Raw genomic sequence first — 23,822 nt, 5'->3', positions numbered from 1 at the left:
AAAGGGCCCCTGTAATATAGGTATGATGTTCTCTTTAATCTTTAATTATATTTGTTGGATAAATGAAGAATATTTCCCTTTTAACAGGCAAAAAAATATATTTCGCAAGTGACAACCATTTGGGTGCCCCCACAATGGAACAAAGTCTACCCAGAGAAAAGAAATTTGTGGCTTGGTTAGACCAAATAAAAGAAAATGCCGCGGCCATTTTTTTGATGGGCGATCTTTTTGATTTCTGGTGCGAATACAAAACCGTTGTCCCAAAAGGTTTTACACGGACATTAGGAAAATTAGCTGAATTATCTGATGAAGGCATCCCCATATATTACTTTGTTGGCAATCATGACTTATGGATGAACGGCTATTTTGAGGAAGAGCTTAATATCCCTGTTTTTCATGAACCTCAGCAATTCAAAATTAACAATACTTCTTTTTTTATTGGTCATGGTGACGGTTTGGGTCCTGGGGACAAAGGGTTCAAAAGAATGAAAAAAGTTTTTACCAATCCATTGGCCAAATGGTTATTTAGATGGTTGCATCCCGATTTAGGGGTAAAGCTTGGGCAGTACCTTTCCATTAAAAACAAGCTTATTTCTGGTGATGAGGATATAAAGTTCTTAGGTGAAGAAAGCGAATGGTTGGTACAATATGCCAAGAGAAAGTTAGAAAACCAACATTATGATTATTTTATTTTTGGCCACCGCCATTTACCTTTAAACATTAACCTGAATGAAAAATCCAAATACATTAATCTTGGTGATTGGATAACGCATTACACATATGCTGATTTTGATGGAGAAAAACTTGAGTTAAAAAAACTTGATACTACTGAGTAGCTTCATGCTCCTCCAAATCTTTGGTCAAATCCAACTTTCTAAAACTAGGTGATACAATACTGGTAAGTCCTACCGTGAACAAGGTCATGGCTCCTCCAAAAACAACCGCGGTAACCGTGCCCATTAATTTAGCGGTAAATCCACTTTCAAAAGCACCCAATTCATTGGATGAACCCACAAACATAGAATTTACAGAAGCTACCCTGCCCCTCATATGATCCGGTGTTTTTAGTTGCAGAATTGTTTGGCGTATAATCATTGAAACCCCATCCACGGCACCGCTTACAAAAAGTGCTAAGACAGAAATCCAAAAGGACGTGGATAGACCAAATACAATTATACAAATACCAAACCCTAGGATGGCCCACAACAATTTTTTGCCAGCGTTTTTATGCAACGGAAAATAGGCAGAACCTAACATTGTTATGCTAGCTCCCACTGCTGGTGCGGCTCTTAAAACTCCAAACCCTTGGGAACCTACATGTAAAATATCCTGAGCAAAAATAGGCAGTAATGCCACTGCTCCACCAAAAAGAACTGCCACCATATCCAAGGTCAGTGCCCCAAAAACAGCCTTTGTGTTAAAAACAAATTTTAGTCCTTCTTTTAAACTTTGCGCCACAGGTTCGCCAATTTTAGGGTTTAAAATTGGTTTTTTTGGTATTCTAAACAATGCTATTAGAGCCATAACGGAAAAACCAAAGACTAGGCACATGGACCAATGGACTCCAATCCAACTAATAGAAAAACCTGCCAATGCAGGTCCCACAACAGACGCTACTTGCCAGGTAGAACTGCTCCACGTAGCAGCATTGGGATATATTTTTTTAGGAACAATGAGTGCAACCAAGGAGAAAATTGTTGGTCCAATAAAAGCGCGAACAAATCCGCCCAAAAACACTAAAAAGTAGATGCTATATAAAGTAGTTTTTGATGGAATCCCATCAAAAACTACTGGCCAACTCAATAAAAACAGACCAAAACTAATGACCGAAAATCCTAGAATACACTTCACCAAAAGGTTTCGCTTTTCCTTTTGGTCCACTATATGACCTGCAAAGAGTGCCATAGAAACAGCAGGTATCACTTCCATAAGGCCAATAATTCCCAAAGACAAAGGGTCTTTGGTCATGGAATACACTTGCCATTCTATTACAATAAATTGCATGGACCACGCAAAGACCATGGCAAAACGAACTATCAGAAAAATATTGAATTCTTTATGTCGTAATGCGGCGTATGGGTCTTTTACACTCATTTTGGTGGGAAATAAAGCTGCAAAGGTATTCTTTATTGCCTATTATTGACTCCCAAATAATGTCTAACTCCCAATAATATCTCCCAGATAATTATCAAGATTTATTTGGAACAAAGTTCCCTCAACCAAATCTTGAATGGCTTGCAGTTCTTTATAGCTAACCGCCAAAGTAATTTGTGGCGCAGGAGTGTCCAAAAGCAAAGCTCTACAACCTTCATCTTGGGAACATTGCCCGCAAAGACCCCTCTCCCCTTTAGTACATTCAATATTCTTGGCAAATTGCACCAATTCTTCCTTGGACAATAACAGACCCGTATCTCTAAAAACCACCTGTACTTTTTTATAGTGCTTGGCAGTACCTCTTTTCCATTGAAAAGCCACTCCAAAATTATTACTGTATATGTGGTCTATGTCGTTCATCTTACTTATAAAAGCTCTTTTTCTTGAAGACTTTTTAACGTCTTTAACACATCATCCGTAGCGCGCGTCATACTACTTGCAGAAATGGTAGCGCCAGCTATGCCATCAATATTTTCTTCATAAATTGCTGAATCCGAGATAGATAAACCAATAAATTGCTTTAACCAACGCTGACTACCTATCTGCAAACCATAATCCTCGCGATAAATGAGCACTTTGGTTTTTTTAATGGTCAAATCTGGATTAAACAGTATAACATAATCAAATACTTTTTTCATGCTTGGTGCTTCCCCAACATACATGTATCCCAGTAACTCATCATTTTCCAAAACCTTAAAAAGATTGTCTCCCGATAATTCTGCCTTTGTCGACTTATTTATTTTATCAGAAACTGTTACTTGTTTCAATGTATAAGACTCCACCATAAAAGTGGTCTTTAATGCGCTATCTATTTTCTTTTGAAGTCGTGGTGGAAACTGTACTTCAATAAAAGAGCAAAGAAGTACAGTCGTCAAAAAAATGACAACCGTACCTATTATTGTTTTACTTCCCTTCAACACTTGCCGTTGCTTTATCATCTAAAAACCTTTGAAGAACCTTGTTTATATCATCTATATCGCCATTCTCTTTTTGTAATGTAGACAAATGCATAAATAAAGGCTTCTCGTCCACAGCTTTTTTAAGCGTTAAATCTCCTTCTCTATTATAGACTTCTTCCCAAGAAGTGCGAACCTTTGCCCAGAAATCACTGTGTTTTTTCCACCATTCCTTGGCAACAGCACATTCTTCATCTGGCACTTTTTTGTAAATATTGTACCCCTTTTCTTGTGCCAATAATACATCTTCGGCACCATCTTCTCTAATTATCTTATCATTGTCCTGTTCGTGTACCCAACCGTAATCTGTAATTTCTTGACGGTTTCCCCTGAACATTACATTGTAATCGCTACGCTTGCTATACTCTCTCCTTGGCAATGGAGCACTGGACTTGTTTTCCCAATAATGTTTACCATCTGCATGAATCCATGTAGCGGAACCTGCATATCTTGGGCTATCCTCGGTTTGGTATACCTTCTGCGTCCACTGGCCTTTAACCTCTTCTTCTGGTACGGCTGAAAACACCCAATTGTTATCCTTGTCGTAATGGAATACTTTGTCATCTTCAAACAACCAATCCTGTCTCCAATGCTTAATAACCATGGTGTCCCTGAGAACCAATAAATGCTGAATAGACAATTTGTTATCACCATCTTCTATCAACAAAGCCAGTTCGTGGGCAGAAGCAGTGTAATCATGGTGCTGTTCATAATCAATCTCTGGAGCAAAGGTCTCAGTGTACTTAAAGGTAATGTCATAACAACCGCACATAGCCTTAATGGCGTCTATGTCCTGTTGCTTTTTCCCTTCTTGGGCAATCCCCCCGAACACAATCAAAAATAAAAGTGCGGTTAGGGGTTTAAAATTTTTCATAATAATTGTTTTAAAAGTTGATAGATAAAATTCTTTGACAAAAATATTAAATTTATTTAGATTGATTAAAAATAACTAAATATATTTGTCGAAAATTATTTTTATTAAGATTTGTTCTAAATAATAAATGAAAACAAAACTAGTATTTTTCACCTGCTTAGTTCCAATGTTTCTCTTGTCACAAGAGATTGAAAACAGTAAGGACAGTATTCCTCTAAATGAATTAGATGAAGTGGTTGTTACAGGGCAAATAAATAAGAAAAGTGTAGATAAATCTGTTTTTGAGGTTAAGGTCATTAATCAAGAAACTATAGAGCGACTTGCTGGAAGCACCTTGGCAGATGTCCTAAACCAATCTTTAAATATTACCATTGAACCCAACCCTTCTACAGGAAAAAGCAGTGTAAGTCTTTTTGGTCTAGATGGCCAGTATTTTAAAATATTGGTTGATAATATTCCACTTATTAACGATGAAGGTCTGGGTAACAATACAGATTTAACCCAAATAAACCTAGATGATATTCAGCAAATAGAAATTGTGGAGGGCTCTATGGGAGTTCAATATGGTTCTAACGCTGTTTCGGGTATTATAAACATAATAACTAAGAAAGAGTCCCAGCATACATGGGAAATTACTCCCTACATACAAGAAGAAACCATTGGTGATGAATATGGCACTTTTGACAAAGGCAGGCACATACAATCCTTAACAATAGGCCATAAACTTTCTAAAAATTGGTATGTTAATGCAGGGTTTACCCATAATGACTTTACTGGATTTTCCAATGAACAACTAGGACAGCACCATTCATTGAACGATGGAAAAAGAGGGTTTGAGTGGCTTCCGAAAGAGCAATATTCTGGGAAAGGACTAATAAAATATACCTCTAAAAATACACAAGCTTTTTACCGGTTAGAATATTTTGACGAAACCATAGAGCGTTATGATTCCATTGTTAGGGAAAATTACAATTCTGCAACACAAACTACCAATCCTACCTCAACGGATGAGATTTTTACTTCTACTAGATTGTACCACCATGCAAATATTGCAGGAAAGGTGTTTGGGCAGTTAGATTATGATATTTCAGCTTCTTACCAACAGCAAAAACGAAATATAGAACAGTACAATTACCGTATAAATGCCAAAGAAAAATTTGATGTTGACAAACAGGAATATGAATCTAGAAAAGGAATTTATTCCAGAGGGACGTTTACCAACTTTTTTGAAACTGATAAGCTGGATTTTCAATTAGGCTATGAGTTGAGTAATATTAATGGATATTCTTCAGCCTTGGCAGGGAGTTTTGACGGTGATAATATTGAAAGGAGGTTAGAGTCTTATGATGTCTTTGCAACTGCGGAAATTCCTTTGGGAAAAAAGATATCCATACAACCTGGAAGCAGATTAATGCTTTCCTCCCAATTTGATGCACAGGCAGCACATTCTTTAAGTGTGCGCTATATTCTTAAAAACAATTATCAGTTGCGTGCTGTTGTAGGTAGTTCCCCCCGAAACCCCAACTACGATGAGCTTTTTACCTACTTTGTGGATGTAAACCATGATTTGCGTGGCAATATTAATGTAAAACCAGAACGCGGTTTTTCATCTTTTTTACACCTTAAAAAATCATTCTTTTCCAAAGACCTTGCTTGGCAAATAAATAGCAAGCTCTCTGGGTGGTATCTTAAGGTAGATGACCGCATTGAGCTTACTGTGGTAAACCCCAGTCCATTGGCTTTCCAATACAACAATATTGATCTTTTTAAAACTTGGGGGCTTACTTTCTCCAATGGGTTTTCTTATGACAATCTGCAATTAAATGTAGGGTTGTCCTTTTCTGGGCAAAGTAAGGTTTTGGAGAGTGATGGGGAATATAACGATGATTACCTCTATGCGTTACAGGCCAACACCAATTTGGCCTATTCGGCACCAAAAATTAATACAGTTTTCTCATTGTTCTTTAAATACAATGGTCCGGAATATCAATTTGTATTGGATACCCAAGGTGATAATTCCAATTTTATTAGAACAAAACAGGATGGCTATAGCTGGGCAGATGCATCTGTTAAAAAGACATTCATGAATAAAAAACTGCACCTCACTTTAGGCACAAGGAATCTTTTCAATTTAACACGAATCAATAGGCAGACCAGTACGGGGGGGCAGATACATTCCACTCCAAACAATGGCCTTTTAATAGGATATGGTAGGTCTTATTTTCTAAAATTTTTATATAAACTAAATATTTAAAATCAATTCTTTATGAAAAATCCAATTCTTTATTTAATAATGTTTGCCCTACTCTTTGTTGGGGTTAGTTGTAGTAGTGATGATGGTGGAACAATACCTGAAAATTTGGTAGTAGCCTTTGAAAATCCATCATTAAGTTTTGATACGGCAGATAGTCAGAAGACCATAAATCTGGTATTCTCCACCACTGCGTTGGAAAGTGGAACTGCAACGATAAATTACACCACTGAAAATGCCACGTATGGAGATACTGAAGATTTTACAACTACTCCATCTGGTGCAGATGGTTCCATTGTTGTTGATATTGCAGCTTCAACAAACAGTGCTTCATTCACTTTCAACAAATTAAAAGACGCCATAGAGGGTACAACAAAATCTGTGACTTTCAGTATAGCATCTATTAGTATTACTGATGCTGTCTCCAATGGAAATACCACATTGCAAGTAAGCTTTACAGAAACTGCTGCAACAGCTGGTAGCGTTGCTCCAGAGGTAGGCGGTCCAAATGAGGGTAATCAAGTATATGTAGATTTAAGCTCTTTATCCTCTAAAGCGATTAGTCGTGATAGTTGGGATTTGGGATTCTATAGTGGCACAGATTTTAGAGTGGTTTTAAATGGTTCCATTTTTATGGCCGCTGCTAAACTTGAAGCAACAGATATAGATGCAGTTACACCTACAGATGTTGAAGAGTTACAGGCACAGGTTGCTGTAGGTACTTTTGACGCTGCCAACATTGCTTTTGTGGATGGTGTAGATGGTGATATTACTAAAACTGCCATTGCTGAAATTTCTGCAACAGATGAAGAAAATACTGTTTACTTGGTAAACTTAGGTTACCAAGTAGGTACAGACACTCCAGAAGCTGGAAGTGTGGATGTAAGTGATGACCCACGTGGATGGAAGAAGATTAGAGTATTGCGCAATGGTGATGACTATGTATTACAATATGCTGATTTAGATGCTTCTGAACATACTGAAGTAACTATTCCCAAAACTACTGGATACCACTTTACTCATTTTAGTTTTGATACCGAGGATTTAGCTTCCGTACAACCAGAAAGTGGTAAATGGGACATGAACTTTACTGTCTTTACCAATGAGATTCCAGGATTTGGATCTTATGGATATTCAGATTTTATTACCACTAATAGTCTTTCTGGCGTTACAGCATATCAAGTAGAAACGGCTACAACAGCGTATGCTGACTTTACCATGACCAATGTGGATGAAGCATCGTTTGTAACAGACCAACGTGCTATTGGTAGTGGCTGGAGAAACGGTGGTGGCCCAGATACTTTGCCATCCATTAAAGATGATGTATTTTATATTTTAAAAGATGCTGATGGTAATATCTATAAAATTCGTTTTACTGCACTTGTAGATGAGAGTGGTGTAAGAGGTTATCCAGAATTTGAATTTGAGTTATTGTAAAAATGAATAGGGGCGAATTAACATCCTATTTGAACTTTTAGGTTTTTAGTAGTTTTGCAAAAAGGCTGTTTTTGAAATAAAAACAGCCTTTTTTGTATACAATAGTCTTTGATTTTTGATGCTTTTTGGTTATTAATTTGTATTTATTGATAATTACAACACTCTATTTTATGTCTTTTACCCTTAATTGTAGGCTTATTTTACCATTCCACTCATTTTCATCCAAAACATAGGCCGCACTGAACGGTTTTTTGTCAGTAACCAAATTTTTCTTGTTGCCGAGGTTAAACCCAATGGCCCCAATCGTCATATTCCTGCTTCCTTTTACTGCAAATTTTAAATGCTTGCCCTCTTGCCCAACCGTTTTTGCATATCCTGTATCCTTAAGACTATCCGTCATAAAAACAGGTGTCATATTGCCTGGGCCAAAAGGAGCAAATTGATTAATAATTCGCATTAGTTTTGGGTTAATTTGATTTAGTTCCAATTGAGCATCAATTGTAATTTCTGGTGTCAATAAACTTGGGTCAATTGTTTCCGAAACCACTTTTTCAAATTGCTCTTTAAAACCTTTGTATTGTTCTTCAAGCAAAGTCAATCCCGCGGCATATTTATGTCCTCCAAATTGTTCTATATAATCTGTACAACCCTCTAGTGCATTATATACGTCAAATCCCTTAACGGAGCGAGCAGACGCGGCCAACTTATCCCCGCTTTTGGTAAAAACCAATGTGGGTCTATAGTAGGTTTCTGTCAATCTGGAAGCAACGATACCTATGACACCTTTGTGCCAATCTTCTTTATACACTACAGAAGTGTACCCTTTTTCTTCCTTATTCTCTTCAATTTGGACAAGGGCCTGTTTGGTAATTTCTTGATCTAATCCCCTTCTATCTGTATTGAACTCTTCTATTTGTTTTGCAAAAATTTCTGCTTGGTCTAAGTTTGTTTCAGTCAGTAAATTCACCGCATGTTGTCCATGTTCCATTCTCCCGGCAGCATTAATTCGTGGTGCAATGACAAAAACAACATCGGTAATAGTGAGTTCTGTCTTTTTAATTTGATTGATGATTGCCTTTATTCCAATTCTTGGATTGTCATTAATTACCTTAAGTCCATAATACGCCAGCACCCTATTTTCACCAGTCATAGGAACAATATCCGCAGCAATGGCTGTTGCCACCAAATCTAAATACGAAATTAACTCATTTATACTTTCCCCTTTTCTTGAAGCTAAGGCTTGCACCAATTTAAACCCCACACCACAACCACAAAGCTCATCATAAGGATATGAGCAATCATTTCTCTTTGGGTCTAAAACTGCAATCGCATCTGGCAAGTTGTCCCCAGGTCTATGATGATCGCAGATAATAAAATCAATCCCCTTTTCTTTGGCATAAGCAACTTTATCAATTGCTTTTACGCCGCAATCCAACGTTATAATTAGGGAAAAACCATTGTCTTCGGCAAAATCGATTCCTTTAAAAGACACCCCGTATCCCTCATCATATCTATCAGGAATATAGGTGGCAACATTTGGGTAATGAGACAATAAATAGGATGACATTAATGCCACCGACGTGGTGCCATCTACATCATAGTCCCCAAAAACAAGAATGTTTTCGCCGTTGTTAATCGCTTTATCAATACGTTCCACCGCAACATCCATATCCTTCATGAGGAATGGGTCATGCAAATGAGCTAATTCTGGTCGAAAAAAGATTTTTGCTTCTTTATAGGTAGTAATTCCTCTCTGTAAAAGTAAATGTGCAACCAACCCGTCAACATTCAATGCATTTGAAAGTTGGTCTATCTCTTCTTGTTGTGGTTTTGGCTTAAGTGTCCAGCGCATAATTTCTCTCTGTTTGTCATTACTTAACTTTGTTAGCAATGACGCTTACCCATGATGAAACATCACCTTGGTCTCCATTTTAGCAAACTGACGAAACATTTCAAAGACACCACAATATTTATCCACCGAAAGGCTCACGGCTCTGTTTAACCTTTCCTCATTTAAATTATTTCCATAAAAATGGTACTCAACCACCACAGCATCATAGTGTTTAGGATGCTCCTCGGTCATATTGGCAATCGTATCTATCTTAAAAGTATCAACATCCAACTTCATTTTTTTTATCAATGAAGCCACATCCAATCCGGAGCAACCGGCCAAAGCTGAAAGCATTAAGGATTTTGGTCTAAGGCCATCACTTTCCTCTTTATCTTCAATTTTAAAAGTATTTCCAGATGTATTGGTGCTCTCAAATGCCATTTCACCCAGCCATTTGGTGGTAATATGATTTGTCATAACATAATTTTTTGTTTCTTGTGGAGGATAAAAATACAATAAAAAGACTGCATTATGCCATTGGTACAACCCCTTGACCCCAACCACGATTCTGAAACAAAACAACTAGCCGAATTCTTTAATGAAACCTTGGGTTTCTGTCCCAATTCGGTATTGACCATGCAGCATAGGCCTGCCATTTCAAAGGCTTTTATTAATCTCAACAAAGCAGTAATGGCCAATGAAGGCAGGGTGACCTCTGCACTAAAAAGAATGATTGCTTGGGTGAGTAGTAATGCTACAGGATGTAGGTACTGCCAAGCCCATGCTATACGTGCCGCAGAACGTTACGGAGCAGAACAAGAACAATTAGACAATATATGGGAGTACCGTACTCACCCAGCTTTTTCGGACGCGGAACGTGCTGCGCTAGATTTTTCTCTGCTTGCATCACAGGTTCCCAATGCTGTGGACGATGAAATTAAAACCCGATTGTACCAACATTGGAACGAAGGTGAAGTTGTGGAAATGCTGGGCGTAATTTCCCTTTTTGGATATCTTAACCGTTGGAACGACTCCATGGGAACTTCTATTGAAAATGGAGCAGTTGAAAGTGGCGAACAGTATTTGGGCAAACATGGATGGGAAAAGGGGAAACATATTTAGCCTTTCGTTAACGAATATTAGACCACTTCGCTTTTAGACAGTTTTTTGTCATTCCTGCAGAGGGGGAATCCATCTTTTCCACCTATGAATATCAAATCTAATTCCATGATTATTATTGATTTTTCATCTTTGTATCTACCACATTATGAGTGACTTAATCAATAAAAATTGACAAGAATAAATAAATTCCGTTTTAACTAAAGAGAATCAAAACTCTCTCTTTTTTAAAAAATGGATATGAAAGATTATTTATATTTGATAATTTATGCTTTAGTTGTTTGGGGTAGCACAATAATTAAGGAAATATGTAAGCAAAAGAGAATAGATAAACTAAAACATTTGGATGACTCAAAAATTGATGCAATTGCCAGATATGAGAAAAAAGCAAGTTTTTGGGATAGATTTAGAAAATAACTACTTCTTCCCCCCAACCACAATCACAATTTCTCCTTTGGGTGGGTTCGCAGTATAATGTTCCATAACTTCTTTTGCGGTTCCGCGAATGGTTTCTTCATATAACTTGGTAAGTTCTCGTGAGACTGAAATAGGCCTATCCTCCCCAAAATATTCCACAAAATTGGTCAAGGTCTTTACCAATTTATGTGGAGATTCATAAAAAATAAGAGTCCGGGTTTCTTCTGCCAATAATTTCAGTCGGGTTTGTCTGCCTTTTTTTATGGGTAAAAAACCTTCAAATACAAATTTATCATTTGGGAGTCCACTATTCACCAATGCTGGCACAAAAGCCGTGGCACCAGGTAAACACTCAACTTCAATATTGTTTTCCACACAGGCACGTGTCAATAAAAATCCTGGGTCAGAAATGGCCGGTGTGCCAGCATCCGAAATAAGGGCAACTGTTTCACCAGCCAATATCCTTTTTACAATCCCCTCAACTTTTTTATGCTCATTGTGCATATGGTGACTCTGCATATGTGTATCTATACCGTAATGTTGCAACAATTTACCACTGGTTCGGGTATCTTCTGCCAATATTAAATCGGCCTCTTTTAAAACTTTTATAGCTCTAAAAGTGATGTCCTCCAAATTTCCGATAGGGGTAGGAACAAGATATAATTTTCCCATAGAATTAAGTAAGTACTAAAAATAAGAAACCGAAAGCTGATACATCAGCTTTCGGCCTATATTTTAAATTTCTTTATTGTTTTAACTAAATTTCCTAGTAATTAACCCTATAAAACGAGCTTCCACTTCTTCTTTTCCGGCCCAATTATCATATTCTGGCTTTACCAAATTATTTATAAAAGAGAGAGAGCGTTCCTCTGTATCAATTGTATTTAGTTGGGACAACACCCTATTATAATCCTCTGCACTGTCATTAAATAAATGCTTAATAAAAGCCAATTTATCATTTAATCCTACCTGCATATCCTTGTTGAGTCTATCATTCAAAGATTTTGGTTGAGTTGGCTCCTTTTCTCCATTTTTAGTTTCGGGCATAAATAGCTCCATGTCATTCTTCATTATATTGGGAGTTGACAAAAAATCTGCCAACACCTCTTTTGAGCTTGCATCATTGGGCATTTCGGAAACCATATCCTTTATGGTGTCCATACCTGGAATCATAATGTCCTCATCGTGTGGATTATTTTCTGGGACCGACGTATTTTCATTCATCACAGCATTTGCCATTTTCTCAAATTTGGCAGCTACCACATTGTTGGACACGTCTATTTCAATATCATTTAGTTTCTCATCTATGAACTTAAGAACCGCCAATTTTTCATACAGACTTTTGGCAGCTTCATACAATTCTGGAATCTCTTTTAGGTTTCTAGAAGTAATAATATCTGTAGACATTTTTACCAATTCTTCTTTCAATTTTCTTTTCATCCTTTTTTATTTAACCTAATTCTCTAAAGGTGCTTCTTTTTTAATAATTTTATAGCTTCTTTTATAAAACGGAAATAGCAATCTTTTCGTCTATTAAAATTACAAAATGTTTCTCGAAAATACTGTTAATCATAAAGAACAATTTGGCTGGATAGAAGTTATCTGTGGCTCCATGTTCTCTGGTAAGACCGAGGAACTTATCCGTAGACTGAAACGAGCACAGTTTGCTAAGCAAAAAGTTGAGATTTTTAAACCCATGGTAGATACCCGTTACCATGAGGATATGGTGGTCTCACATGATGCCAATGAAATACGTTCTACACCAGTGCCCGCAGCCGCAAATATTCGGATTTTAGCTGATGGCTGTGATGTGGTTGCGATAGATGAGGCTCAATTTTTTGATGATGAAATAATATCCGTTTGCAATGACTTGGCCAATAAAGGGGTGCGTGTAGTCGTTGCTGGACTCGATATGGATTTTAAAGGCAATCCATTTGGTCCCATGCCTGCATTGATGGCGACTGCAGAATATGTAACAAAAGTGCATGCTATTTGTACCCGAACTGGGAATCTTGCCAATTACAGTTTTAGAAAATCTAACAATGATAAATTGGTAATGTTGGGCGAAACGGAAGAATACGAACCATTGAGCAGAGCAGCTTTTTACAAGGCTATGTTAAAAGAAAAAATAAAGGAAATGGATGTAGATGCGGAGGAAGTTTCCCAAAAGAAAAAAAACAACAATGCCTAAAGCCGCAGAAACCGTTCTGGAAATTGACCTAAAAGCGCTGGAACACAACTACCGTTATTTAAAATCTAAACTAAAAAGCAACACCAAATTCCTTGCTGTAGTTAAAGCTTATGGTTATGGTAGTGGCGCCATAGAAATTGCTAAAAAACTAAATTCTTTAGGAACCCATTATTTTGCTGTGGCTTACACAAAAGAAGGGGTTTCCCTAAGAAATGCTGGAATAAAAACTCCCATTTTGGTATTGCATCCACAGGCAATAAATTTTGAAACACTCATTGAGCACAGTTTAGAGCCCAGCCTATATTCTCCTAAAATTCTTAAGTCCTTTTTAGAAGTTGCCCAGCAAAAAAATCTTATAGAATATCCTGTTCATATAAAATTCAATACTGGTCTCAACCGACTAGGGTTTTGGGAGAATGATGTAGATTATGTTGTTGAGCATCTAACCAAAAATGTAAAAGTCGCCTCTGTTTTTTCACATTTGGCAGCATCAGAAGATGCCAAGGAAAAAGAATTCACATTAAAACAAATAGTCACTTTTGAAAAAATTTCTAAAGAGATTGATGAAAAATTAGAGTGCAAACCGCTAAAACATATTTTGAATACATCAGGAATTATCAATTATCCTGAAGCTCAATATGATATGGTACGCAGTGGAATTGGTCTCTATGGGTATGGAAACAACCAAAAAATTGATAATGAACTAAGACCCATTACAACCCTAAAGACCATTATTTCTCAACTACATAAAATAGAACCCAACGAGAGTGTGGGGTACAATATGGGTTTTACATCCGACACTTACAGAACCATTGCAACCCTTCCCCTTGGTCATGCAGATGGTATTAGAAGACAGTATGGTAATAACAAAGTTTTTGTCCTTATACATGGCAAAAAGGCACCTATTGTTGGCAATGTGTGTATGGACATGATTATGGTAGATGCTACAGGAATTGATTGTAAAGAAGGAGATGAGGTTGTTGTTTTTGGCAAAAATTCATCTGCCGAGAGTTTTGCATATGCAGGAAATACCATTTCGTACGAGCTTCTTACTGGTATCTCCCAAAGGGTGAAGAGAGTATTTATAAATTCCCAGCCTTAAAATATCCTTGTTAGGAAGTCATTTTTTAATTACTTTGCTAGCTTATTAACCAATAAACTATACAAAATGCTTAAAGAATTCAAGAATTTTATCATGACCGGCAACGTTATCGAATTTGCCGTTGCTGTAATTATGGCCGGTGCCGTTGGAAGCGTCGTTAAAGGCTTTGTTTCAGATATTATTATGCCAATTGTGGGGCATTTTGCTGGTGGTGTAGATTTTGCTGACAAGAAAATTATTCTTGACGAAGCGGTAATTGATGCTGCCGGTGCCGTTGCGACTCCTGAAAACGCCATTATGTGGGGTTCATGGGTAAACACTATTATAAATTTAATTATTGTGGGTTGGATTATGTTTTTAATTGTTAAAGCATACAACAAAACTAAAACCCCTCCCGCTCCCGAAGCTCCAGCTGGGCCTAGCCAAGAAGATCTTTTGGCAGAAATAAGGGATTTGTTGAAAAAGAAATAAGTGGTTCTATTTTAAATAGAACCATCCGCTACACTATATATCAGCCTAAAACCATCAATTTGTTAGCTAAACATAATTGATGGTTTGTTTTTTTGTAACAATTTGTTATATTTTAATTAATCTTAATTTGATTGCTTGTGAAACTGGCTATAAGTGGTACATTTGCCCTCTAAATTTATAAACTTAGTACAATGAAAGTTGCAATTGTAGGCGCTACAGGAATGGTAGGCGAGGTGATGTTAAAAGTATTGGCAGAACGTAATTTCCCAATAACCGAATTGTTGTTGGTAGCATCAGAGCGTTCCGTAGGGAAAAAACTATCATACAAAGGTGAAGAATATAGTATAATTGGCTTGGCCGATGCAGTTGCGGCAAAACCAGACATTGCCATTTTTTCTGCTGGTGGAGACACCTCTTTAGAATGGGCTCCAAAATTTGCAGACGTTGGAACAACGGTGATTGACAACTCATCTGCTTGGCGAATGGATCCAAGTAAAAAATTGGTGGTACCAGAAATCAACGCCAATGAGCTCACCAAAGAAGACAAAATAATTGCTAATCCTAATTGTTCAACTATTCAGTTAGTAATGGCCTTGGCTCCGTTGCACAAAAAATATAAAATGAAGCGTGTGGTAATCTCTACCTACCAATCTGTTTCTGGTACTGGTGTAAAAGCTGTACAACAATTAGAAAACGAAATTGCAGGAATACAAGGAGAAATGGCGTATCCCTATCCCATTGGAAGAAATGCCCTGCCTCACTGCGATATTTTCTTAGAAAATGGCTATACCAAAGAAGAAATGAAGTTGGCACGTGAGCCACAAAAAATATTGGATGACAGAACCTTTTCTGTAACAGCAACAGCAGTACGTATTCCTACCGCTGGTGGGCACTCAGAATCTGTAAATGTTGAGTTTTATAATGATTTTGATTTAAGCGCTATCCGCAAATTATTGAGTGAAACCCCGGGTATTGTAGTACAGGACAATCCAGATACCAACACCTATCCTATGCCCATTTATGCACATGATAAAGATGATGTATTTGTAGGTAGGCTCCGTAGGGATGAAACACAAAGACACACCCTAAATATGTGGATTGTTTCCGACAATCTAAGAAAGGGAGCTGCCACCAACGCAGTACAAATTGCTGAGTACTTGGTAGAAAATCATTTAGTATAACATTATCTCCTAATATATTTCTAAAATAATTAAGAACCTTTGTGCCAAACACAAAGGTTCTTTTGTGGTATTTTTAAAGACATAAAATCAGGTGAAAAATGAAAAAGCTACTCCTTATACCTATTATGACACTACTCCTAATAGCTTGTCAAACTGAAACAAAAAAAGAATCTATTATTGTGAACTACCCAATAACTAAAAAAGCAGATACAGTAACTACTTATTTTGGAACAGAAGTAAAAGACCCCTACCGCTGGTTAGAAGATGATAGGAGTGAAGAAACAGAAGCCTGGGTAAAAGAGCAAAATGTTACCACCTTTAGTTATTTGGACCAAATTCCTTTTCGCAACGACCTAAAAAACCGATTGGAAAAACTATGGAACTATGAAAAACTAGGTTCTCCTTTTGAGGAAGGCAATTATACTTATTTTTATAAGAATGATGGACTGCAAAATCAATATGTGGTCTATCGTAAAAAAGGTGAAGGTGAAGAAGAGGTTTTCTTAGATCCAAATACCTTTTCAGAGGACGGCACCACTTCTTTAATGGGATTAAGATTTTCAAAAGACGGTTCTTTAGCAGCTTACTTAATCTCTGAAGGTGGTAGCGACTGGAGAAAGGCAATTGTATTAAATGCCGAAACCAAAGAAATTGTTGAAGATACTTTGGTAGATATTAAATTTAGTGGGCTTTCATGGAAAGGCAATGATGGTTTTTATTACTCTAGTTATGATAAGCCCGAAGGAAGTGAGCTTTCTGCCAAAACAGACCAACACAAACTTTACTATCATAAATTGGGAACTTCTCAAAAGGAAGATGTACTGGTCTATGGAGGGGTGCCATCTGAAAAACATAGATATGTTGGTGGTTATGTAACAGAGGATGAAAATTATTTAATGATTTCTGCCTCTATATCAACCTCTGGAAACAAACTATTTATAAAAGACCTTTCTAAGCCCAACAGCAGGTTGGTCACTATTCTAAACCATACAGAAACGGATAGCTACATTATTGAAAATGTAGGCTCCAAACTATATATTGTAACCAATATGGATGCTCCTAATCAAAAAATTGTAACAGTAGATGCATCTAACCCCGCTCCAGATAATTGGGTAGATTTTATTCCTGAAACAGAAAATGTACTCTCCCCAAATACTGGTGGCGGCTATTTCTTTGCAGAATATATGGTAGATGCCATTTCAAAAGTATATCAATATGATTATGATGGTACATTAATACGAGAGGTGCAATTGCCCGGTGTGGGCAGTGCCAGTGGTTTTGGTGGCAAAAAGGAAAAAGATGAATTTTATTTCTCGTTCACCAACTACAACACACCCGGTTCCTCATTTAAATACAATGTAAAAACAGGGGAATACACCCAGTATTGGAAACCGGAAATAGATTTTAATCCAAATGATTATGAATCTACCCAAGTGTTCTATACGTCCAAGGACGGCACAAAAATCCCTATGATCATTACCCATAAAAAAGGATTGAAACTCAACGGTAAAAACCCCACAATCCTATATGGGTATGGAGGGTTCAATGTAAGTCTAACCCCGTCCTTTAGTATTGTAAATGCCGTTTGGATGGAGCAGGGCGGTGTCTATGCCGTCCCCAATCTACGCGGTGGTGGTGAGTATGGTAAAAAATGGCACGATGCAGGAACTAAAACTAAAAAACAAAATGTTTTTGATGACTTTATTGCCGCAGCAGAATATCTAATTGAAAACAAATATACCTCATCAGAATATTTAGCTATAAGAGGAGGCTCCAATGGAGGGTTATTGGTGGGTGCAACTATGACACAAAGACCAGATTTAATGAAAGTAGCCTTGCCAGCAGTGGGAGTTATGGATATGTTGCGTTACCACACTTTTACAGCTGGTGCAGGATGGGCCTATGATTATGGAACTGCTGAGGAAAGCGAAGAAATGTTCGAATATTTAAAGGGCTATTCCCCAGTGCATAATGTCAAAGCGGGAACAGCTTACCCTGCCACTTTGGTCACAACGGGAGACCATGATGATCGTGTAGTACCAGCACATAGTTTTAAATTTGCAGCCGAACTGCAAGAAAAACAAGCTGGGAGCAATCCCACTCTTATTAGAATAGAAACAAATGCTGGGCATGGGGCAGGAACTCCCGTAAGCAAAACTATTGAACAATATGCCGATATTTTTGGGTTTACCCTTTTTAATATGGGTTATGAAGACTTGCCCAACAAAGCAGTTTTAAAAGAATTTAAAGACTAAATATACATACAATACCATAAAGTCCGTTTCTCTATTGAGGCGGACTTTTTATTTATCCAAAACCATGTTGCAAGTAGATATCACTTCTTTTTCTTATGATTCTTTTCCTGTCCTAAAAGACATTTCTTTTAAGGTTCAAAAAGGTGAACATGTGTCCATTTTAGGAGAAAGTGGCTGTGGAAAAAGCACCCTTTTAAAAATAATCTACGGTCTTCTACATGTTGAAGAGGGAAAGGTGTTTTGGAAAGATATTGAAGTCATGGGGCCAAACTACAACTTGGTTCCAGGGGAATCTTACATGAAGTATCTTTCCCAAGATTTTGATTTAATGCCCTACACTACTGTTGCCGAAAATGTGAGTCAGTTTTTATCTGTTTTTGACCCCAAAGAGCTCAAAAAAAGAACTGATGAGTTATTGGAAATGATTGAAATGACCACTATGGCAAAAACCATGGTCAAAAACTTAAGCGGTGGGCAACAGCAACGCGTAGCTTTAGCAAGAGTGCTGGCGCAAGAACCTGAGGTTTTATTATTGGATGAGCCTTTTGGTCATATAGATAATTTTAGAAAAAATAGCCTAAGAAGAAACCTTTTTTCTTTTCTTAAAAAACAAGGAATTACCGTTTTAACGGCAACACACGACCATAATGATATTTTGCCGTATGCAGACAGGGTACTTGTTTTAAAGAACCATCATATATTAGTTAATGATGCCACAGAAGCAATATACCAAAACCCAAAAGAAATGTATGTGGCCTCACTTTTTGGCGAGGCCAGTCTTATTCCCATTCAATTGATTAAGCCATATGCAGAGATTAGTAAATCTATTATGGTGTATCCGCATGAATTTAAAATTTCTGATAGTTCTGGGTTAAAAGTGTGGGTAAAACATTCCTATTTTAAAGGAAGTCATTATCTAGTTGAGGCAAAAATGAATGAAAATGATACTGTTTATTTTAATTCAAACAAAGTATTAGAAGCAGATACAGAAGTGTTTCTAAACGTTTCCTTAGAAACCATTAACTTGCGGCTGAAAGATAATTAAACAGCAGTTTTGGACAAGGAAATTATTATAAAAGAGCTTAGGTTCAAGGCCATTAGAAGCAGTGGCGCCGGCGGTCAGCATGTGAATAAAGTTTCCTCCAAAGTAGAGCTGGTTTTTGATGTAGAAAACTCCTCAGGATTATCAGAGATTGAAAAAGAAAGGCTTTATGGAAAGCTAGAAAGCAAGCTTACCAAAGAAAACGCGCTTCTTTTACAGTGCGATGAATCCCGCAGCCAACATAAAAACAAAGAATTGGTCATCAAACGTTTTTTGGAGCTGATAAAAACTGCTTTAAAAGTTCCCAAAAAACGCAAAAAGACAAAACCATCAAAATCTGCTGTTGAAAAACGCCTAAAATCCAAACAAAAAATGGCTCAAAAAAAGGTAAATAGACAAAAGCCAGGTTTGGATTAAGCCACCTTGTTTACTAACGTGCCTACCCCATCAATAGTTATCTGTATTTCATCACCACTTTGTAAATTAAAATCGGTGCCAGGTACAATGCCCGTTCCCGTCATCAATAAACTTCCATAAGGGAAAGAGCATTCCAAGTAAAGATATTTTACTAAGTCCTCAAACTTTCTTTTTATTTGGTCAATACCAATTGTATCTGCAAAAACAGAATTACCTCCACGTAAAATAGTAAGTCTTATTTGGGTTGATTGTGGTAATGGGTCATTAGTAAGTAAAATACATGGCCCTACCGCTGCACAACCATCATAGGTTTTTGCTTGTGGAAGGTATAACGGATTTTCTCCCTCTATGCTCCTAGAGCTCATGTCATTACCAATAGTATAGCCAATTATTTTACCTGATGAGGTAATAACCAATGTTAATTCTGGTTCTGGAACATCCCAAGTAGAATCTGCTCTTTTCCTAACTTTTCCACCTGAGCCTACTGTTCTATATGCCGTTGCTTTGAAAAAAAGTTCTGGTCTATCTGCTACATATACTCTAGAATAAAAACTGCTCCCGCCAGCTTCTTTGGACTCTTCTTCCCTACCCATTTTACTATTGTAATAAGTGACACCACTTGCCCAAATCTCTTGGTTTTGTACAGGCGCCAACAGCTCATTTTCCAAATAGCTTGATGCATTTTCAATTTGGTTGGACGCATTAATTTTACTGCTAACAATTTCCAATAAATTATCATTGTTGATAAAACTATCCCATTCCTCATTCTTTAACAAATGGAATGCTACGCCTTTTTCAACTATAATTCCGCTTTTTACTTTATAAATTTTCATTTGGTTGAGTTTTATGTTTTAATGAAGGTCTCTTTCCACTTTTGAGCCTGATCCTCCCACCAGAACATCTAAATCTGCTCCTTTATCTGCTTGTTCCACATGGTCTATATAAATTCTTGCATACCCTCTATAGGCAACAGGTTCTGGTGCTACCCATGCATCTTTTCTTTTCTTAAGCTCTTCATCGGAAATATCTAGATTAAGAAGTCGGTTTTCAACATCCAACTCTATAAGGTCTCCATTCTGTATGAGCGCAAAGGCACCACCAACTGTTGATTCAGGTGAAACATGAAGTATAACAGTCCCATATGCCGTGCCGCTCATACGGCCATCAGAAATACGAACCATATCCTTAACTCCTTTTAAAATAAGTTTTTCAGGAAGGTCTACATTGCCCACTTCAGGCATCCCTGGATATCCTTTGGGACCCACTCCTTTGAGCACTATCACACTATTTTCATCAATGTCCAAATCTGGAAGGTCTATTCTTTCGTGATAATCTTCCATACTTTCAAAAACCACTGCCTTCCCTTTGTGTTTCATCAATTTAGGCGTGGCTGCCGAAGGTTTTATTACAGCTCCATTTTCACAAATATTTCCTTTTAATACAGCGATTCCAGCGTTATCCTGTAGTGGTTTGTCTATGGTTGCGATTACTTCTTTGTCATAGCAAATAGCATCGGTATAATTATCTTTAAAAGTTTTTCCGTTAGCTGTAATGATATCATTATGTAAAAGATTTCCCAATTCCTTCATTACTACAGGAAGTCCTCCTGCATAGAAAAAATCTTCCATTAAAAATTTACCGGATGGCATCAAGTTTACCAAAAGTGGTATTTTACTGCCAATACTATCAAAATCTTCAAGTTTTAAATCGACTCCTATTCTTCTTGCAATAGCAATCAAATGAATAATTAAGTTGGTAGAACCTCCTACAGCAGCATTGGTTACAATGGCATTTTCAAAGGCTTCCTTTGTCAATATTTTAGAAAGCGTTAAATCTTCATGTACCATGTCCACAATACGCCTGCCAGATAGTTGAGCCATCATTTTTTTACGAGAATCTGCGGCTGGGATTGATGAAAAACCTGGAAGTGTAAGGCCCAATGCTTCAGACATGGTTCCCATAGTAGATGCGGTTCCCATTGTATTGCAATGCCCAATACTACGTGCTGCGCACACTTCAGCTTCCGTAAAATCGGCCTCGGAATATTCTCCTGTTTTTTGCTTTTCCTTAATCATCCAATTAAAGGAACCAGAACCTATGGTCCCTCCTCTAAAACGACCGTTGAGCATAGGTCCTCCAGGAACCACAATAGTGGGCAAATCCACACTACACGCACCCATTATTGTTGAAGGGGTTGTTTTATCACAACCAGTTAAAAGAACAATTCCGTCCAAAGGATTGGCCCTAATTGATTCCTCTGTGTCCATGCTTGCCAAATTCCTGAAAAGCATAGTACTAGGTTTCATAATAGTCTCTCCCAATGACATTACTGGAAATTCCAATGGAAAACCACCAGCCTCTGCAACACCTCTTTTGACCACCTCTGCAAAATCACGCAAATGTCCATTACAAGGTGTCAATTCTGACCATGTATTACAAATACCTATTACTGGTTTCCCTCTAAAATAATCATCTGGATATCCCTGATTTCTAAGCCATGAACGGTGTACAAAGCCCATTTTGTCATTGCCTCCAAACCATTCCTTACTACGTAAGTCTTTTTTCTTGCCCATTAAATGTGACGGATTTAGTCTTTTTACAAGCAATTAAATTATGGAAAATATTCGATTCAAAGGCTATTCAACGTGTTACTTAAACACTATTTGTTCAGTGAATTTGTTTAATTACGAAATCGTTATCGTTAAAGCTGACAATATCACCCTTTGATTTGCCTAATAATAGTCTCCCTATTGGTGTTCCTGCTGAAATACAAAAGACATTTTTATATTCCCCAGCAGAAATTCCTAAAAAATAAGCGGCTTTATTAGTGTAAACCAAACTTCCCAATCCAACATGTTTAATATTACTATCTAATTGAATCTGATATAAGACTCGTTTTATTTTTTCTGCTTCCGCAAGCTGTTGTCCCAATTTTTCTCTCTCTAATTGAATCATGGCACGACCCGTTTCATGCTTATCCCCAGCACTGCTTTTAGTCTCGGAAGTCAATGCCTCTTGAGTGGCTTCAATATTGCCCTTTATTCTGAAAATTCTATCGTCAACAAAATCCTTGCAATGATTAAATAGCTCTTCCTTCAATCTCTTATGCTCCATTTATTCTTGAGTAAGCTTGCGCATGGCAACCCACTGCTTTAGCATTTCCCTAGATTCCATTGCTGGGTAGCCTAATACTGTTTGGCCTGCTGGTACGTCTTTCATAACTCCTGACCCTGCTCCCACAATAGCACCAGAATGAATGGTTGTATGGTCCTTAATCGATGCACTTCCGCCAATAATAACCCCATCTCCCAAAGTCACGGAGCCTGCAAGACCACTATGACCAGCCATGATACAAGAGCGACCCATAATACAATTATGGGCAATCTGCACAAAGTTGTCTATTTTACATCCGTCCCCAACAACTGTAGAGCTAAACTTTGCCCGATCCACACAAGAGTTTGCGCCAATTTCAACGCCATTGCCTATAATTACATTTCCAATTTGCGGAATTTTGACCAACCCTCTGCCATCATCGCTTGGGCGATAACCAAAACCGTCTGCGCCTATGCTCACATTGGTGTGAAAAATACAATGGCTACCTATTATACTTCGTTCCCTGATTACCGTTCCAGACCATACTGTAGTATTGTTTCCAATTTTGGTTTCATCAAAAACAGAAACATGTGGATATAATGTTACCGAGTCTCCTAAAACCACATCTTTGCCCACATAACAGCCTGCTCCAATTCTACAGCCTGTTCCAAGAGTAGCAGATTCGTGTATGATTGCTGTTGGGTGAATATCCTCATCAAACTGTGGAGGTCCTGGGTCAAAGGCTTCTAGTATTTTCGCCATGGCCAAATCTGCATTCTTTACTTTAATCAATGCTCTGTTTTCGCCAGGCTCTACATCTAGTTTTTCATTTACAATAGCAGCACAAGCATTAGAATCTTTCCAAAAACGAACATATTTTGGACTTCCTATAAAGGTTATATGGCTGTTGGTGGCCTTTCCTAACTCTTCTGGGCCAGTAATTTGTTGTGTAGTGGTGCCAATCAATTCCCCGTTTAGGATTTCATTGATTTCACGAATAGTAAACGATTTCATTAGGTCGGTTTATTTAG

The 23,822-nt window shown here is 37.5% G+C and carries 24 protein-coding genes; 12 read left to right on the top strand and 12 right to left on the bottom strand.

Translation table 11 applies throughout. The annotated features are described in order from the left end of the window. Positions 1-62 precede the first annotated feature (62 nt). The gene (locus AC000W_RS01030; protein WP_474745279.1) at positions 63-836 is read left to right on the top strand and encodes a UDP-2,3-diacylglucosamine diphosphatase; all 774 of its coding nucleotides are present in this window, start codon (positions 63-65) and stop codon (positions 834-836) included. Here the strand turns inward: AC000W_RS01030 and AC000W_RS01025 are convergent. From AC000W_RS01025 to AC000W_RS01010, 4 genes are all read right to left on the bottom strand, one after another. Continuing rightward, on the bottom strand, positions 826-2,094 hold the full coding sequence (locus AC000W_RS01025; RefSeq protein WP_474745277.1) for an MFS transporter: 1,269 nt from the start codon (positions 2,092-2,094) through the stop codon (positions 826-828). The genes AC000W_RS01030 and AC000W_RS01025 overlap by 11 nt on opposite strands. 63 nt (positions 2,095-2,157) lie before the next feature. After that, on the bottom strand, positions 2,158-2,514 hold the full coding sequence (locus AC000W_RS01020) for a hypothetical protein (protein WP_474745276.1): 357 nt from the start codon (positions 2,512-2,514) through the stop codon (positions 2,158-2,160). A gap of 5 nt (positions 2,515-2,519) precedes the next feature. After that, the gene (locus tag AC000W_RS01015; protein WP_474745275.1) at positions 2,520-3,092 is read right to left on the bottom strand and encodes an FMN-binding protein; all 573 of its coding nucleotides are present in this window, start codon (positions 3,090-3,092) and stop codon (positions 2,520-2,522) included. Further along, complete coding sequence (locus AC000W_RS01010) at positions 3,058-3,984, bottom strand: DUF6607 family protein (RefSeq protein ID WP_474745273.1); 927 nt, start codon at positions 3,982-3,984, stop codon at positions 3,058-3,060. The genes AC000W_RS01015 and AC000W_RS01010 overlap by 35 nt, the downstream gene beginning before the upstream one ends. A gap of 127 nt (positions 3,985-4,111) precedes the next feature. Here AC000W_RS01010 and AC000W_RS01005 point away from each other — a divergent pair, with 127 nt between their 5' ends. Together AC000W_RS01005 and AC000W_RS01000 are read left to right on the top strand one after the other, a co-directional pair. Then, on the top strand, positions 4,112-6,238 hold the full coding sequence (locus tag AC000W_RS01005) for a TonB-dependent receptor plug domain-containing protein (RefSeq protein WP_474745271.1): 2,127 nt from the start codon (positions 4,112-4,114) through the stop codon (positions 6,236-6,238). Positions 6,239-6,250: 12 nt separating this feature from the next. Beyond that, on the top strand, positions 6,251-7,672 hold the full coding sequence (locus AC000W_RS01000; RefSeq protein ID WP_474745269.1) for an HmuY family protein: 1,422 nt from the start codon (positions 6,251-6,253) through the stop codon (positions 7,670-7,672). A 163-nt stretch (positions 7,673-7,835) separates the two neighbouring features. Here AC000W_RS01000 and recJ read toward each other — a convergent pair whose 3' ends face one another. Together recJ and AC000W_RS00990 are read right to left on the bottom strand one after the other, a co-directional pair. Further along, positions 7,836-9,524 (bottom strand): single-stranded-DNA-specific exonuclease RecJ, encoded by a 1,689-nt coding sequence (recJ, locus tag AC000W_RS00995; RefSeq protein WP_474745267.1) that lies wholly within the window; start codon positions 9,522-9,524, stop codon positions 7,836-7,838. 45 nt (positions 9,525-9,569) lie between these two features. Then, entirely contained in the window at positions 9,570-9,980 is a 411-nt protein-coding gene (locus tag AC000W_RS00990; RefSeq protein ID WP_474745265.1) for an OsmC family protein, read from the bottom strand. A gap of 54 nt (positions 9,981-10,034) precedes the next feature. Between AC000W_RS00990 and AC000W_RS00985 the strand changes: the two genes are divergently transcribed. Together AC000W_RS00985 and AC000W_RS00980 are read left to right on the top strand one after the other, a co-directional pair. After that, on the top strand, positions 10,035-10,625 hold the full coding sequence (locus AC000W_RS00985) for a carboxymuconolactone decarboxylase family protein (protein WP_474745263.1): 591 nt from the start codon (positions 10,035-10,037) through the stop codon (positions 10,623-10,625). Between the two features lie 237 nt (positions 10,626-10,862). After that, entirely contained in the window at positions 10,863-11,039 is a 177-nt protein-coding gene (locus AC000W_RS00980) for a hypothetical protein (RefSeq protein WP_474745261.1), read from the top strand. On the opposite strand, the gene rsmI is transcribed toward AC000W_RS00980, so the two are convergent. Together rsmI and AC000W_RS00970 are read right to left on the bottom strand one after the other, a co-directional pair. Then, complete coding sequence (gene rsmI / locus AC000W_RS00975) at positions 11,040-11,711, bottom strand: 16S rRNA (cytidine(1402)-2'-O)-methyltransferase (RefSeq protein WP_474745259.1); 672 nt, start codon at positions 11,709-11,711, stop codon at positions 11,040-11,042. It abuts the gene before it with no gap. A gap of 81 nt (positions 11,712-11,792) precedes the next feature. Next, positions 11,793-12,479: a hypothetical protein gene (locus tag AC000W_RS00970; protein ID WP_474745258.1), complete on the bottom strand. Its 687-nt coding sequence runs from the start codon at positions 12,477-12,479 to the stop codon at positions 11,793-11,795. 106 nt (positions 12,480-12,585) lie between these two features. On the opposite strand from AC000W_RS00970, the gene AC000W_RS00965 reads away from it, so the two are divergent. The 7 genes from AC000W_RS00965 (at position 12,586) to arfB (ending at position 19,698) form a co-directional block, all read left to right on the top strand. Continuing rightward, the gene (locus AC000W_RS00965) at positions 12,586-13,230 is read left to right on the top strand and encodes a thymidine kinase (RefSeq protein ID WP_474745256.1); all 645 of its coding nucleotides are present in this window, start codon (positions 12,586-12,588) and stop codon (positions 13,228-13,230) included. Beyond that, entirely contained in the window at positions 13,223-14,332 is a 1,110-nt protein-coding gene (alr, locus tag AC000W_RS00960) for an alanine racemase (protein WP_474745254.1), read from the top strand. Before AC000W_RS00965 ends, alr begins: the two co-directional genes overlap by 8 nt. 66 nt (positions 14,333-14,398) lie before the next feature. After that, the gene (mscL, locus tag AC000W_RS00955) at positions 14,399-14,803 is read left to right on the top strand and encodes a large conductance mechanosensitive channel protein MscL (RefSeq protein WP_474745252.1); all 405 of its coding nucleotides are present in this window, start codon (positions 14,399-14,401) and stop codon (positions 14,801-14,803) included. A 191-nt stretch (positions 14,804-14,994) separates the two neighbouring features. Continuing rightward, positions 14,995-15,984 (top strand): aspartate-semialdehyde dehydrogenase, encoded by a 990-nt coding sequence (locus AC000W_RS00950; protein WP_474745250.1) that lies wholly within the window; start codon positions 14,995-14,997, stop codon positions 15,982-15,984. A 98-nt stretch (positions 15,985-16,082) separates the two neighbouring features. Beyond that, positions 16,083-18,239, top strand: a complete 2,157-nt coding sequence (locus AC000W_RS00945) for a prolyl oligopeptidase family serine peptidase (RefSeq protein ID WP_474745249.1) — start codon at positions 16,083-16,085, stop codon at positions 18,237-18,239. Between the two features lie 64 nt (positions 18,240-18,303). After that, the gene (locus tag AC000W_RS00940) at positions 18,304-19,284 is read left to right on the top strand and encodes a sulfate/molybdate ABC transporter ATP-binding protein (protein ID WP_474745248.1); all 981 of its coding nucleotides are present in this window, start codon (positions 18,304-18,306) and stop codon (positions 19,282-19,284) included. Between the two features lie 9 nt (positions 19,285-19,293). Continuing rightward, complete coding sequence (gene arfB, locus AC000W_RS00935) at positions 19,294-19,698, top strand: alternative ribosome rescue aminoacyl-tRNA hydrolase ArfB (protein WP_474745247.1); 405 nt, start codon at positions 19,294-19,296, stop codon at positions 19,696-19,698. Here arfB and AC000W_RS00930 read toward each other — a convergent pair. The 4 genes from AC000W_RS00930 to lpxD all read right to left on the bottom strand — a co-directional run bounded on the left by AC000W_RS00930 (position 19,695) and on the right by lpxD (position 23,805). Then, positions 19,695-20,531 (bottom strand): fumarylacetoacetate hydrolase family protein, encoded by an 837-nt coding sequence (locus AC000W_RS00930; RefSeq protein WP_474745246.1) that lies wholly within the window; start codon positions 20,529-20,531, stop codon positions 19,695-19,697. The genes arfB and AC000W_RS00930 overlap by 4 nt on opposite strands. An 18-nt stretch (positions 20,532-20,549) precedes the next feature. Then, positions 20,550-22,271 carry an IlvD/Edd family dehydratase gene (locus AC000W_RS00925; protein ID WP_474745244.1) on the bottom strand — a complete coding sequence of 574 codons (1,722 nt, stop codon included), beginning with the start codon at positions 22,269-22,271 and terminating at the stop codon, positions 20,550-20,552. 94 nt (positions 22,272-22,365) lie between these two features. After that, positions 22,366-22,812 carry a 3-oxoacyl-ACP synthase gene (locus AC000W_RS00920; protein ID WP_474745243.1) on the bottom strand — a complete coding sequence of 149 codons (447 nt, stop codon included), beginning with the start codon at positions 22,810-22,812 and terminating at the stop codon, positions 22,366-22,368. Further along, a complete protein-coding gene (lpxD, locus tag AC000W_RS00915) occupies positions 22,813-23,805 on the bottom strand; it encodes a UDP-3-O-(3-hydroxymyristoyl)glucosamine N-acyltransferase (protein ID WP_474745242.1) in 993 nt (330 codons plus the stop codon). Positions 23,806-23,822 lie beyond the last annotated feature (17 nt).

Source organism: Saonia sp. (assembly GCF_056326165.1).
The sequence above is the reverse complement of the archived record's forward strand: the minus strand, read 5'-3'. Positions and strand labels throughout refer to the sequence as shown.